The organism is Alphaproteobacteria bacterium 33-17, from assembly GCA_001897445.1.
GTDB lineage: Bacteria > Pseudomonadota > Alphaproteobacteria > Rickettsiales > 33-17 > 33-17.
In genome coordinates this window covers 15,524-30,417 of the sequence record MKSX01000010.1, presented here as the reverse complement: position 1 = coordinate 30,417, position 14,894 = coordinate 15,524, and the positions used below count along the sequence as shown (strand labels likewise).

10 protein-coding genes and 1 pseudogene are annotated in these 14,894 nt (G+C 33.0%); 8 read left to right on the top strand and 3 right to left on the bottom strand.

Translation table 11 applies throughout. The annotated features are described in order from the left end of the window. The first annotated feature begins 1 nt into the window (after position 1). The 4 genes and pseudogenes from BGO27_07430 to BGO27_07415 all read left to right on the top strand — a co-directional run bounded on the left by BGO27_07430 (position 2) and on the right by BGO27_07415 (position 5,462). Positions 2–994 (top strand): GTPase ObgE, encoded by a 993-nt coding sequence (locus BGO27_07430; protein ID OJV15730.1) that lies wholly within the window; start codon positions 2–4, stop codon positions 992–994. A 50-nt stretch (positions 995–1,044) separates the two neighbouring features. Then, positions 1,045–3,432, top strand: coding sequence for a hypothetical protein (locus BGO27_07425; protein OJV15729.1), 2,388 nt, complete (start codon positions 1,045–1,047; stop codon positions 3,430–3,432). After that, positions 3,413–4,603 (top strand): annotated as a pseudogene (locus BGO27_07420) (hypothetical protein). Before BGO27_07425 ends, BGO27_07420 begins: the two are co-directional and overlap by 20 nt. Continuing rightward, the gene (locus BGO27_07415) at positions 4,596–5,462 is read left to right on the top strand and encodes a tRNA (adenosine(37)-N6)-dimethylallyltransferase MiaA (GenBank protein ID OJV15728.1); all 867 of its coding nucleotides are present in this window, start codon (positions 4,596–4,598) and stop codon (positions 5,460–5,462) included. The pseudogene BGO27_07420 and the gene BGO27_07415 overlap by 8 nt, the downstream one beginning before the upstream one ends. Positions 5,463–5,669: 207 nt before the next feature. On the opposite strand, the gene BGO27_07410 is transcribed toward BGO27_07415, so the two are convergent. The 3 genes from BGO27_07410 to BGO27_07400 form a co-directional block, all read right to left on the bottom strand. Further along, the gene (locus BGO27_07410; GenBank protein ID OJV15727.1) at positions 5,670–6,392 is read right to left on the bottom strand and encodes a DNA repair protein RecO; all 723 of its coding nucleotides are present in this window, start codon (positions 6,390–6,392) and stop codon (positions 5,670–5,672) included. Positions 6,393–6,547: 155 nt separating this feature from the next. Continuing rightward, positions 6,548–7,522 (bottom strand): 4-hydroxy-3-methylbut-2-enyl diphosphate reductase, encoded by a 975-nt coding sequence (locus BGO27_07405; protein ID OJV15726.1) that lies wholly within the window; start codon positions 7,520–7,522, stop codon positions 6,548–6,550. Further along, the gene (locus BGO27_07400; GenBank protein OJV15725.1) at positions 7,509–8,624 is read right to left on the bottom strand and encodes a hypothetical protein; all 1,116 of its coding nucleotides are present in this window, start codon (positions 8,622–8,624) and stop codon (positions 7,509–7,511) included. Before BGO27_07400 ends, BGO27_07405 begins: the two co-directional genes overlap by 14 nt. 74 nt (positions 8,625–8,698) lie before the next feature. Between BGO27_07400 and BGO27_07395 the strand changes: the two genes are divergently transcribed. The 4 genes from BGO27_07395 to BGO27_07380 all read left to right on the top strand — a co-directional run bounded on the left by BGO27_07395 (position 8,699) and on the right by BGO27_07380 (position 14,832). After that, positions 8,699–9,589, top strand: coding sequence for a hypothetical protein (locus tag BGO27_07395; protein ID OJV15724.1), 891 nt, complete (start codon positions 8,699–8,701; stop codon positions 9,587–9,589). A 3-nt stretch (positions 9,590–9,592) separates the two neighbouring features. Beyond that, entirely contained in the window at positions 9,593–11,104 is a 1,512-nt protein-coding gene (locus BGO27_07390; GenBank protein OJV15723.1) for a methionine--tRNA ligase, read from the top strand. Further along, entirely contained in the window at positions 11,105–11,881 is a 777-nt protein-coding gene (locus tag BGO27_07385) for a hypothetical protein (GenBank protein OJV15722.1), read from the top strand. Positions 11,882–11,952: 71 nt separating this feature from the next. Further along, positions 11,953–14,832 carry a hypothetical protein gene (locus tag BGO27_07380; GenBank protein ID OJV15721.1) on the top strand — a complete coding sequence of 960 codons (2,880 nt, stop codon included), beginning with the start codon at positions 11,953–11,955 and terminating at the stop codon, positions 14,830–14,832. Positions 14,833–14,894 lie beyond the last annotated feature (62 nt).

The following is a 14,894-nucleotide window of genomic DNA, read 5'->3' as shown; positions in this document are numbered from 1 at the left end:
TATGAGATTTATTGACGAGGCAAAAGTATACATACGTTCAGGTAACGGTGGTAATGGGTGTGTAAGCTTCAGAAGAGAAAAATTTGTTGAACATGGTGGCCCGGACGGCGGTAACGGTGGACGTGGTGGTGATGTTGTAGTAATTGCTGACCGTAATCTTAATACACTTATTGACTATCGCTTTAAACAACATTTTAAAGCAAGAAATGGTGAGTCAGGTAAAGGAAGTAACTGTAGTGGTAAGTCACAAGAGCCTATTATTATGAAAGTGCCAGTTGGAACTCAGGTTTTTGATGAAATTGGCGAAGAAATGCTTTTTGACCTTGATGAGCATGGTAAAAAAGTAATTTTAGCCAAAGGCGGAAAGGGAGGTGCAGGTAATGCTGTATTTAAAAGCTCTACAAACCAATCGCCAACCGAAGCTGTAAAAGGTGAAGAAGGCATCGAAATGTACGTGTGGCTCAAGCTAAAGGTGATTTCTGACGTAGGATTAGTTGGTCTTCCAAATGCCGGTAAGTCTAGTATGCTTTCAAGAGTATCTCGCGCAAGACCAAAAGTTGCCGATTATCCGTTTACAACACTTGAGCCTCATTTAGGTGTGGTATTCATGGGTTACAGAGAATTTGTAATGGCTGATATTCCAGGGTTAATTGAAGGTGCTAGTGAAGGGGTTGGTCTTGGAGATAAATTCTTAAAGCACATCGAGAGATGTAAGATCTTATTGCATTTAATTGACGTAAATCAGGAAGATGTTTGTCATACATACGACACTATTCGTGAAGAACTTACAAACTATTCAGATCAGCTTGATGAAAAACTTGAAATTCTTGCTTTAAATAAGTGCGATTCATTATCTGAGGAAGAAGTTGAAGAAAAAAGAAATCAGCTTAAAGAACATACAGGTAAGGAAGTTTTCACAGTTTCTGCTGCAAGCGGACAAGGCGTAGATGATTTATTAAAGTACCTAGGAAAGATTTTATTTGCCAATGATTAATATTATCTGCTATAGAATTAACTAAAAATTAAACTTATAGTAGGTGTAATATGTTATCGCAAACTCCACAGGCATATATTATCAAGCAACACATTGATTATGATGATGCTAAAAAGGAAATCATTGCTAATTTGCAAATTGACCCAGATAAAGTAAAAGGCGATTTTCTTAAGCATCTTCAAAATAATGAATTTGAACTAGCGCTAGTTTATGCCAAAAATTATAAACCTAATATTCATCATTTTATTAATTACTGGGATGAAAAGGGTGTTACACCTATACAAGTTATTTTGCAAAAGCTTTCTGAAACTCACCTTGATGGTATGCACGAAACTCTGGCGCATATTCTTTCTATAGTTATTCAACATTCAAGCGATACTATACTTTCAAATAATATGATCGGAGATAGGGTAAAGCCCGCAGTAAAGGCTTTAGAAGTTGATAAAACAGATAATTTGAGAAGATTCAGGTTATTTACATCTTTTGATAGTATGACAAGATTATATAAATATAGCGAATTTTATGTTAATGGAGGTTTTAAGAAAATAGAAGAAAAATCTCAAGCAATATTAAAAGAGCTATTTAACAATCTGATAAGAGAAGACTACCCAGTTCCTGATTCACAGATTATTATAAAATCATTCAAAAAAGAAAGTTTAGGTAAACTACTTGGTTTTTTAAATTTATGTAATTTTTCAATGAAAGAAGTAAATGAAAAGGGGCAGGCAGTATTTGAAGACGATGCTATAATAAACTACAGTCGTTTAAATAAATTATATAAGGATTTTTTCACATTCTCTAAAGAAGTGCAGATGCAAATACTCGATATTGGGCTTGATGTTAATATGAAATTTAGCTTCCCTGATAAACCAGATCAAACCACAACTTTATTCCGATATGCCTTAAAGCAGGGTAAGTTTGATATTGCTGAAATTATGCTTAAAAAATATCATGCTGATCCTAATCCTCAAAATGCTAATTTAATACAATCAACCATAGTAATGGATTATAATCCTGGTGCGAATAAAATTGGTCATTTAGGTTCATCAGTTCCGATTAACGATGAAGTTAACGAGTATGATATTGGAACAACTCCTTTAAAATATATTTTGAGAACAGCACAAACTCAGGAGCATATAAGGTTTTTGGGTACATTATTAGAGCATGGAGCAAGTCCTAATCGTCAACATGTATCATTTAGCGGGAATTTTATAGCAGGTTCAAATAGGTATACAATTTTATCTGAAATTGTAAATTATGAATATAATATGTTTTATGAGGCTTTTAAAATACTTATGCCTTCCCAGTTAGAATTTTTTTCTAAAACATCTGATCCAATACATTCAAGAAAAAAAGACTTTTTACGTCAGTTAATTACAGCAAATCAAACTGAATCATTGCTACATGTTTTATCGCCAGAAGTAGAGGAAAGATATAAAATTAATTTCAGAACCTCGTTTGCAGAATTAGGCAACCATGATATTGCTTTTTTATTACTAAAAAAGTTTACTGATCAAAACCAATGGAATAATGCAAAAATCTTAGAAGCTTTAAAATTTATCGATGCACATAAATTAGAAAAGAATGCATCTTATGAGCAAAAAACAATTTTAGATCTGTTTTGTGCAACGAAAATTAAGAAAAATTTTCAAGAAGCACAAGAAATATTTACTAAAATGAGGCTATCAGGCTATCAAAATGCTAGTAAAGAACTTAGTATTATTACAGCAGCCTATACATCTGATGAAAAATCACTTAAATATATATTTGATAATCCTCCAATCGTAAGAAAAGAAATTGCATATACTATTTCAAACATGCAAAGAATACCCATGTATAATGATGTGCCGCTAGAATATTCCAAACAAGTTTTAGGTAAGGCGTTTTGGATATCTATCCTCCTGGAGAATGAATCTATGGCAACTACATTATATAAAAAAATGGGCGGATATCGATCTTTAAGTAATAAACTTGATGTTGCTCAGCAAGGACATGATTTAGCAAAATTGATTAAGTTTGGGGCTTCAATAAACTCTTGTAGAATGTTTATTAATATTGTGAGTTACAAGTTACAAAATCAGGAAAATGATGTTATTTGCGATTTACTCAAAAATGATAAGCAAAAACTAGAAGCAATATTAGATGGTATAACAATTGAAAAAGAACCAGATACCAATGACAATAATTTAGATCATCCATTGCAAATTGTATCGAATAATAATGCAAGAAATAAACTTGATGAAGAAGTGAAAGATCAAACTATAGTTATACCTGTTAGTGAAATATTTGGCAGAGATATTAAGCCTGCTGATCTTCCAAATAACAATGAACAATCCCTTACAAAAGCTGAAAGAAGAAAAAAGCAAAAAGCTGAAAGTAAAAGATCCGCAGAAGAAGAAAGAAAATCGCCGAAACCAAATGAGGTAGGAAAAAAGTAATATGACAAAACAAAGCCTTGGACTCTACATCCATTGGCCTTTCTGCAAATCAAAATGCCCGTACTGTGACTTTAACAGCCACGTATCAAGCAAAATTGACCATAATGAATGGCTGGATGCATACCTAGAATCCTTAAATAATAACATAGATTTACTCAAATCACGTAATATCACCTCTATATATTTTGGTGGGGGAACTCCATCGCTTATGGAGCCATATGTTGTTGAAAAAATCTTAGATAAAATAGCAAGTATTTCAGGTTTATCAAACATAGAAACAACACTTGAAACTAACCCTACATCCTTTGAGTATAATAAATTCCTGGATTTTAAAGCTGCAGGAATAAATAGAATTTCGATTGGTATTCAGTCATTCAGAGAAAAAAATTTGAAGTTTTTAGGGCGTGAGCATTCGCTAATTGAAGCTCAGGAAACATTAAAGCAAGCATCTAAGATATTTGACAGATTCAGCTTCGACCTTATATATGCGCTTCCAAACCAAACGGTCGCAGATTGGGAAAAGGACTTAAAAGAAGCCCTAAACTATTCAACTACCCATATTTCGCTGTATACACTTACTATTGAAAAGGGTACTCGTTTTTACAAAGATTACATGGATAAAAAATTTATAATGCCAGATGAAGACCTGCAGTATGAGTTTTATAATAAAACTCAGGAAATAATGGATGCGCATGGCATAGTAAATTATGAAGTCTCAAATTATGCTAAGCCTGGTTTTGAATCGCAGCATAATTTATGTTACTGGCGTTATAATGATTACTTGGGTATTGGTCCTGGTGCGCACTCTCGTATAACTAGCGACCATATATACGCTATGCACGAATATTACGCCCCTCATGAGTGGCTGGAAAATACTATGAAAGGGTCTGGAGTTAGAGAGAAAACCTTAGTTACCCCAAAAGAAGCTTTGCTTGAAATGATCATGATGAATACGCGTATTTTAGAGCCAATTTATTTTGACCATATAGAGCATAGAACCCAATATAAAATAAACCGTTATTATAATGCTCTTAACCCTTTAGAAGAACACGGGTTTATAAAATTTATTTATGAGGCTAAAGAGATTATTGGGTTTAAGGTGCAAAAATCAGGTTTAAGCCTTCAAAATAGTATAGCAGCCAAAGTGATAGAGGTTTTGGAAAATGAGTAAAGGTATAATACTTTGCGGTCCTACTGCCAGTGGTAAGAGCAGCTTGGCTATAAAAATGGCTAAGGAAATAGACGGAGAAATTATAAACTGCGACTCAAGGCAGATATATAAAGAGCTTCCAATAATAAGCGCGCAGCCGAGCTTAGAAGACTTAAATACTATACCGCACCATATGTATGGCATAATTAGCATAGAGGATGATTATAGCGTTGGTCATTTCTTAAAAGATGTTGAGAAAGCGGTGAGAAAAGTTTTAGCGAGGGGTAAAACACCGATTATTGTTGGCGGTACTGGTATGTATGTTAATGCGCTTTATAATGGTATTGCTGAAGTTCCTGAGGTTGCTAAAGAATATATAAATCAGGCAACCGAGATGTTAGAAAATTTAGGTAGGGAAAAGTTTTACGCTGAGCTTACAAAGCTTGATAATAACCTTACCTTTGATCAAACTAATACCCAGCGTATGATAAGATATATGTCAGTATATCTTGCGCATAATAAGCCTCTTAAAAGCTTTTACGATAATAATTATAAGGTACTTACAGATTTAGAGTGGGAGCCGCTTTTATTAAGTATCCCAAGAGATAAAGTATATGAAAACTGTAATACCAGATTTATGCAAATGTGGGAAGGTGGGGTTTTGGATGAAGTTAAAGCTATTATGGAATCAAACATTGATCAAAAACATTACACAAAAAGTATAGGCGTGCAGGAAGTTGTAGATTATTTAAATGGTATTATAACAAAAGAAGATGCAATTGCATTAGTACAGCAAAAAACCCGAAACTATGCTAAAAGACAAATGACATGGTTTAGGAATAAGTCACCATTTTTAAAGATTTATAGTATTTTATGTTGATTATATATGCGTCATTTCCTCGCTCACCTAGGTTTTACTAGGCTTAGCTCGTTATTCCTATATCTAATCTAACCTAAAAAACTATATATTTAGAATTATTTATTACTACCGCCGTTATGTCATTGCTGCATAGGTTCATAATTTCGGTGATGAAATTACCGTATTTCATTGCGAAAAATGTAAAGCATTTTGTGGCAATCCATAAAATCACCCAACTACTAAGCTATCAAATACATTTTTCCTATAGTTACTTAAACTCTCACTTGAGTTTATGAAAAAGTATCTGTTTAAAAAGAACTGAGTAATTTTAGCGGTATAATCCAGATCTTCCATCGATGGTTTTTCGTTTGAAATCAGCCATTTAGGAAGGCGAAATAGCTTATCCTCAAACTTATTCCCATATTCATATGATAATGCGCCACCAGTTTTTGGGGAGATATAGGCAAGATTTTGGGAAGTATTAGTTGCTGAACAGCGTCTTAAATCAAGCCCAAAGCCCGATAGAGCAAGTATTTTAAGCTCCAGTAAAATGAGGTCTGTAATATTGTTCGGTAAAGACTCGCAGAATTTTATGATTATATCATATAAACTGCTGTCACCCTGGTTTTCCTTAAAAATATGCTCAAGCAAACCCAAAACGTATAAAACTTTATAAAACTCACGCGTATTATCTAGGAAAAATAAGGAATATGATTTATTAAGCTCAAGCTTAGAAATACTAAGAAATTTTGAAGTTTCTTTATAGTTTGCACAGTAATGAACAAGGCTTCCAACCTCAGTAGCACTTTGACTGCGAGACGAGATTTTAGAAAATCCACGTCTAATGCCATGTTCTTTGCATAAAAGAGTAATAAGCAGCGATCCTTCAGATGATTTTTTACGAGAGAGTATAATCGCTTCACCTTCAATACGCATTTGGCTTATTTCCATTTTTAAACATTACTTCGTTACTCCTTGCTCATCTAGTGTTCAAACTAGATTTCGCGCGTCTTTCCTAATACTGCTTAATCTGGAAATAGCCAAAAAACTAGTAGATTCCATTTTTAAGCATTACTTCGTTACTCGCTTTATAAAGCGCACATTTATTACGCTATTTCCTCAAGCTTGTTAAGTAGCTTCTTAGGGAGTCTGAATTTCATATTTTCTTCCACGTCTACAACATGCTCCAGGCTTTCAATATTTATTTGCTCTTTAAGCTTAGCTATAACCCTTTCTACTAATACTTCTGGGGCGGAAGCTCCTGCTGTAATGCCAATTGCCTGCTTACCATCAAGCCAGCTAATATCAATATCATTTTCATCATTAATTAAGTAGCTTGAAATGCCCATTTCTTCACCTAAATCACGCAGCCTGTTAGAATTTGAGCTATTTTTAGCACCTATTACTAACAAAATATCGGCATGTTCTGCAATCTTCCTGACTGCATTTTGCCTGTTTTGGGTGGCGTAACAAATATCCTTAAGGTTAGGACCTTTAATGTTAGGGAAGCGTTCTTTTAAAGCCTCAATAATCTGCCTTGTTTCATCAACGCTTAAGGTAGTCTGGGTTACATATCCTAGTGAATCAGGGTTTTTAACCTGAAGCATAGCTACGTCATCAATGTTAGAAACCAGCATAACTTCGCCTTTCACCCTGCCTGCAGTACCTTCAACTTCAGGATGACCCTTATGACCAATTAAAATAATATCAAAGCCTTTGCTTTCTAAAGCCTTTGCTTCTAAATGAACCTTGGTAACTAAGGGGCAGGTAGCATCAAGTACCTCTAAATTCTTACTTTCAGCATTGTTTTCTACGTTTTCACTAACGCCATGCGCACTAAATATAGTTACAGCACCTTCGGGAATCTGATCAATCTCATTAACAAAGATTGCGCCTTTTTGCCTTAAAGACTCTACAACATGTTTATTATGTACAATTTCATGCCTTACATAAACAGGAGCGCCATATACTTCTATAGCTTTTTCAACAATTTCAATGGCTCTTTCTACGCCTGCGCAAAATCCTCTTGGGTTTGCTAGTAAAATTTTAGTCATGTTATATCTCTTTTTATTCGAATGCATCCGAAAGTTCGTTATTACTTATATAGTACTTTGATTGCATTTCAACAAGTCTTGATACTGTTCTTTTAAATTCTGTAGAATTTTTGCCATTCGTATATAATTCTTCTGGTTTGTTTTCTGCGCTGCAGATTAGTATTACATTATTTAAATAAAGCTGATCTATAAGGTTTGTAAAGCGTTTTGCCTCATTATGCATATCTTTATTCATAACGGGTATATCTTTCATGAAAATAATCTTAAAATGTTTACTTATTTCAATGTAATCATTTTGGGATAAATGTGCCTTACATAGTTCATTAAAATCAGTCATTAGTACATTTTTGAAGGCGGAATTTAGCTTAAGTTTCCTGCCAAATACTTCAATTTCCGTAGATGTAAAATCAGCTTCTGGTACTATTTCACTGGCTATATTATCAAGCTGAGCGTTATCTTTTATGATATATACATTAGTAACGTCCTTAAGCTTAGTAAGCCTGTAATCATTAAGGCTTTGAAGTTCAAAAACTTTCATAGTTTTTTTAATAAAATCTACAAATTTACTAAAATGCTCTTTGCCAAAATCCTGAGTATAAAGTGCATCTGGTGCACGATTTGAAGTAAATATAAAAATACACCCCAGATCATGAAGCTTATTAAATAGCCTTGAAATTAGCATAGCATCGCTTACGTCCATTACATGAAGCTCATCAAGACATATGATTAAATACTTATTTGCTATCTTACCAGCTAAAATTTCTACAGGATCTTCCTTATTATTAGATGTTCTGATGTTATGTAAGTCGCTATGAACTTCTTTCATAAATTCATGAAAATGCGTGAAAATTGACTCTTTAATATTTAAAGCATCGATAAAAAGCTTTGAAATTGCTGTTTTGCCTTTACCCACACCGCCGTAAATATATAGCCCTTCAGGAGATCTATTAATTTTATTAAAAATTCTTCCTAAAAATTTGGATTGCAATGAATTTCTTCTTTCTAAATAATTTGATATATTTTTCATTAAAATATCATATTCAGCGACTAAAATTAGTTGCTCAGGATCGGGTTTAAAGTTATTCTTTTGTAAAAATTCATCATAGAGTTTAAAAATATTACTAGTCATATTTTAGGTAATATATAATGGTAAATTGTTTTTATAATATTTAATAACTTAAACCACGAAAGCAAAAGATACAAATGAAATTCGATATACATATACAAGAACTTACAGATATTAAGCAAAAAATTAATGGATGCCGTCCGTGTTTTAGCTGGATTTTCTTTGGATCTCAGGGCATTGGCAAAAGTTTGAGCGCAAAAAATTTAGCCTTAGAAATATTAGATAGTAAAACCGATCAGCATCCTGACCTTAAGATAATAGCGCCATTAGATAGCAAAGACGGAATATCGATTGACCAAATTCGTGAGATTAAGTCATTTTTATCATTAAAATCAGCAATTTCTCCTTATAAAATTGTTATTATTGATAGTATAGATGATGTGTCTTATCAAGGGTCAAATGCGCTGCTTAAGATTCTAGAAGAACCAACAGATAATACATTTATCTTTCTGATTTCTCACAATATTTCAAAGGTGATGCCGACCATACGCTCCCGCTCTCAAGAGGTATTATTTCAAAACCCGACATATGCAGAATGTAAAGCAATAATGTATGAAAAATATGGCTCAAATAAAAATTTTGATGACAGTATTATAATATCTGGGAACATACCTGGACTTGCATGCACATATTTAGATAATAATGTTATTGAAGACTATTATAAAATGCTAGGTTTAATAGGAAATGCTTATATGAGTGCAAGCGATATGAAAGGATTTGATAGCAATATTAAATACATGCAAAATCTTATTTTAAGGTTTTTATCTTTAATAAATAAGCAGCAATTAGGAGTGAATATTATTGCAACTTCTAAAGAAAAAGAGATGCTTACAAAACTTGCAAAATCTACAGATTTACATAAAATTATGACTCTTTGGCAAAAAACCCTAGAAAATTATAAAAATCAGGATATCTATAATCTGGATATTAAAACAAACTTATATTTAACCTTATCGGAGCTTAGCTAACAAATGGCAGGCAATTATTATATTACTACCCCAATTTATTACGTAAACGATAAACCCCACATAGGTCATGCGTATACCAGTATTGTAGCTGATTGTATTGCAAGATATCACAGAATGTTTGGTAAAAACGTACATTTTTTAACTGGTACAGATGAACATGGGCAAAAAGTAGCATCTACAGCCGAAAAAAACTGTATGAAAACTATTGAATTTGCTGACTATAATTCAGCAAAATTTCGCACTATGACACCTGAGTTTAATTTATCAAATGATGATTTTATTAGAACTACCGAAACAAGGCACATTGAGGCTGCTCAAGGTTTTTGGAATAAATTGAAAGAGAATGGTTATATATATTTGTCATCTTATAGTGGCTGGTACTCAGTCCGTGATGAAGCATTTTACCAGGAAAGCGAGCTTGTGGAGGGCAAGGCTCCTACAGGTGCGCCTGTTGAATGGGTTGAAGAGCCTAGCTACTTTTTTTCTCTTTCTAAGTTTGAAGATAAGTTACTTCAGTTTTATGAGGAAAATCCAGATTTTATCTGGCCGAAATCTCGCAAAAATGAGGTTGTAAATTTTGTAAAATCGGGACTAAAAGACCTTTCAGTTAGCCGTACTACGTTTACATGGGGAGTGCCAGTACCTGGTGATGAAAAACACGTTATGTATGTGTGGCTTGATGCCCTTACAAATTATATTTCGGCTTTGGGATACCCTAACGAAAATGCTGAGAAAATGCAAAACTTCTGGCCTGCAGATATTCACTTGGTTGGTAAAGATATTCTTAGGTTCCACGCCGTATACTGGCCAGCATTTTTAATGGCTGCAGATCTTGCGCTTCCAAAGCAGGTTGTAGCTCATGGCTGGTGGACTAATGAAGGGCAGAAAATATCTAAGTCTTTGGGAAATGTGATTGATCCAGCTGAGCTTGTAAGCCACTATGGTCTTGATCAGGTTAGATATTTTATGTTACGTGAAGTGCCATTCGGGCAGGACGGCAATTATTCAAAACTTTCCGCTACACGCAGGGTAAACAGTGAACTTGCTAATAATATTGGTAACCTTGCACAAAGAACATTAACTATGGTTCAGAAAAACTGTGAAGGTAGAATTCCTGTAAAGCATGAAACACATGACTTAATAAAGCAAATTGAGGAACTTTCAGCTGAGTATTTTGAGCTTTTTGAAAGCCATTTATTCCATGAAGCACTTGAATGTATTGTAAATATTGGTAATTTAGCAAACGCTTACATTGACGAGATGGCTCCATGGAAGCTTAAAAAAGAAAACCCTGAAATGATGAATACGGTACTTCACCATTTGATTTATGCTATCAGGGTTATCGCCATTTTACTAAAGCCTATTATACCTAATTCAGCTGACAAACTGCTTGAAATCATAGGTGAGGATAGTGGTTTCATTAGCTTTAAGAACCTTACAGATTCATTGGAAGAAGGTAAAATGCTGCCATTGCCTCAAATTGTGTTTAACAGGATTGAGGAAGAGGCTGAATAAATGATAGTAGATTCGCATTGCCACTTGAATTATAAGGATTTTCAGGAAGATTTTGACTTGGTTTTACAGCGCGCTAAACAAAATGGCGTAAGCTATATGCAGACAATTTCAACTTATATATCTGAATTTCCTGAAGTTCTGGCAATCGCTGAAAAATACGATAATATTTTTTGTTCTGTAGGGCTTCACCCGTGCCATGTTATGGATGAAGCTCCACCTTCGGCAGATAAGATAATTCAACTTACAAACCATCCCAAAGTTATAGGGATTGGTGAGACTGGTCTTGATTATTATCATAAGCCGTTTGATGAAGATTTGCAAAAAATGTCTTTCCAGAACCATATAATTGCAGCTCAGGAAACAGGCATTCCACTAATTATCCATTCCCGTGATGCAGATAATGATACTATTGAGATTCTGGAAGAGCATCTGAAAATTAAGGATTTTAAGTTCCTGATACACTGTTTCACAGGCTCTAAACCTTTTGCTGAAAGAGTATTAGAGATTGGGGGCTATATATCATTTTCTGGTATAATAACCTTTAAAAACGCTATAGATCTTCAAAATATTGCAAAATTTGTCCCTTTAAGCCGCATTTTGATTGAAACAGACGCTCCATACTTAGCGCCTGTACCATTTAGAGGTAAGCGTAATGAACCTGCCTATACTCTTCATGTGGCAGAGTTTTTAAGTACTTTAAAAGACATAAACCTTGATGAAGTTAAACAAACCACAACTCAAAACTTTAGGGAATTGTTTAACAAAGCCAAAATATAACAATATTTGTTGCAATAATATTAAAATATTGTTATTATAGCGAATAATTTTAATAGTTAAATATATGTTATATGAAAAATATTTTAGAAATTTTAGTAGGACTAGGAACACCAACTAGTTTACCAAAAAATATAAATGAGTTGACTAGTGACTTAGGGCAGCAGCGAAAAGCAGAAAATTATGCTGCTAAATTAAAATATTTGTTTGTTGATGTATTTAAAGAAATTAAATTTGAAAACCAAACACCAATTTCCAGAAATTCTATAGATAATATTTCTGCTTCAAATAAAAAAATAAGTGATTTTTCAAGTGAGCAATTGAGTGCACTTCAGGAAGTGTTGATGTTATATACTATACCCTCTAAATATTCCAGAATTGAAGATTATGTAGGTAATATTACCAATGCACAGTTCAGAGAGGCAATATTTTATATACTTGTCACAAGTATTATATGTGTTAAAAGATCAGAAACTAGCAAGGCTGATTTAACAGAAGATGAATTTTCTGAATTGCTAAACAAAGATAAGGAACTAAATTTAACACCTGACGAAATTGATTTTTTAAATACACATTTTTATTCTACAAAAGAAAATTTCTTTGCAGCACAAAATATAGATAATAATTTAAACGATCTAAAAATTACCAACACTTCTAGCGATAATGCTAAGCTAAAAGGTATACATGAGCATATAGAAAGAAATATTAACCCAAATGTCCTAATAAATAATGATCAGCTAAAAGAAAGCAATCTGATAGATTTTATGTCTGGGTTTGAAAGCTATAGCAAGCAAGAATTAATAAATGCTTTGAAAGCTGCAAAGAAAATTAATCAAACTAATAAATCTATTAATTTGGTCAATGGATTAAATAATCGGGCTGAAAGTAATGATAGAAGTGTAATTATCGTTACCGACGAATTAAAAAGAAGAGCGAAGCAGGAAATTGCAATAAATTCGATTTTTGCCAGTTTTAAAGCTCCTAAAGAAAATATATTGTCTATAATGCAGAGTCAAATTGAAAGTATTGTTTCTAAAGAATTGACAAAGGTAGGCAACGATCAAAAAAAATTAAGAAAATACTGTCAGGCGATAAAAGATATTCTAGCTGAACCCTTTAAACATGGCAAAAAAACTACAAAAACTTATACTGAAACTCAGACAGCTAATAACCAAACAATTATAACAACATACACATTGCCCTACTATGATATATCAGAATATGAAACGCTAGGGGCTGCATCTTTAAAACTTCACGCTTTTTTTAAATTGTATGCATATCCATCAAGTTTATATTATTTAACAGATTTAAATGTTACAAATTTTGACGTTAGAAAAACGATTTTACAAAGTTTTGTAAACGCTATTGAAAAAACCCTGACAAATAATAATGCTCAAATATCAGATAATGAAAAAAATAAATATTTAGCAGATAATTTTGTAAACAAAGCTGATATTGAAGATTTTATACAGACTAGTTGTGTTACTGCATCTGAGATTCACTCTAATAGTAGACCAGTTAGTTATAATAGAGCATTTTTAATAAAATCATTTATAAAATCTTTTGAAAACGATTTAATTCTTGCATTAGATCTCGCGCGCGAACAATACAAGATCAGAAGTGCCTATAAATTGGAATCCGAAGTTAAATGGAACACTTTAAGTGAAGTGCAAAAAGAGGCTAATAATAAATTAATTGAAAATTACCAAAAAGACTATGATAGAAAATTTAAGCTTTTAGTTTTAATTGAAAGGGCTAAAATGCTTAGGTCAATTTCAGTTAATGGTATAAACTATCCATTAACCCAAGAAGATAGAGAGCTATTAATTTGGGAACTAGAAAGAGAGGCAAGTCTTGCTAATATTAAGCTAGATACTTATCAGGCGTATGAAACACCAGAAAAACTCTTTGAGTTGTTAACATCGCAGGAAATAAATAAAGCCAATAAGGATGCTAAGGATAAGGTAGAGCGTCATATGTTTTTAAATATTTGGTTTGAAAATTCTTATTTAGCGTTTGGATTATATAAGCTTTCATCTTCTAAGATTTTTCCATTAGATTATTTAGCAAATGTATTATTGGCGTCCTTAAAATTAGCGCTAATGCTAATTCATGTTCCTGTTAACTTTATTAAATTTGCGTTTGGCAAGGGACAGTTCTTAGACACTTTAAGACCTTTTAAGCATTTATTCGTATCTCAGTTTGTTAATTATTCTTCTAAGGATAAAAAAATTACTTATATGCAAGCGCCGATAACTGAGATTGTGAAAAATAGTTTTAAAACTCTTGTTAAAGGATTGTATGGTGCGGCATATGGTATAACTGCGGTTCCATATAGGGCGTATAAATATTTATATCAGTATATTTATAAAAATAATTTGAAAGACTTCATGGAGAGCTTTAACAAAAATGGTTTGCTTAATAAAGAAACAATGACTCATGTTGGCAGGATTATTAAGGCTTTGGTTTTTAGTGTGGGTTACCCACTTTGCATGCAGTTTGGTTTAAGAGCTATGGGGTTCCCAGGCATTTTCGACAGCTTAATTACATCGGCTTTAGCTAGTAAAAACTTATTAAGCGAATTTTTTATACCAACAAGTATGTCAACAACTGTTAAATACAAAGAGATAAATGATAAAATTTACACAATTATTGATAATAAAATAGCATATAATCAAGATATACTTAAAAGTAATTCTACTAAGTTATCTGGTAATGCAGGGGTAACGTTAATCATATCAATTGTTGAGCAGGCTGTCTCAAAGCTTTATTATGCCCTTCCTAAAAAAGCGCAGCATTATGTGTCATATTTATTGCCATATTACGACGGTGTGGAAAAAGACTATCCGCAGTCTAATGTCTTGCCATGCTATAATAATAATGAGAACATTTTGGATTCATTAGGTGCAAGAGTTTTATATGAAACTAAGAAAAATCAAGGAATAAGTATTTAGTCAAAGATGAATTTGTTACTAGCTTGACTTTTGGCAAAAAATAGCCTAAGATCGCCCCGAAG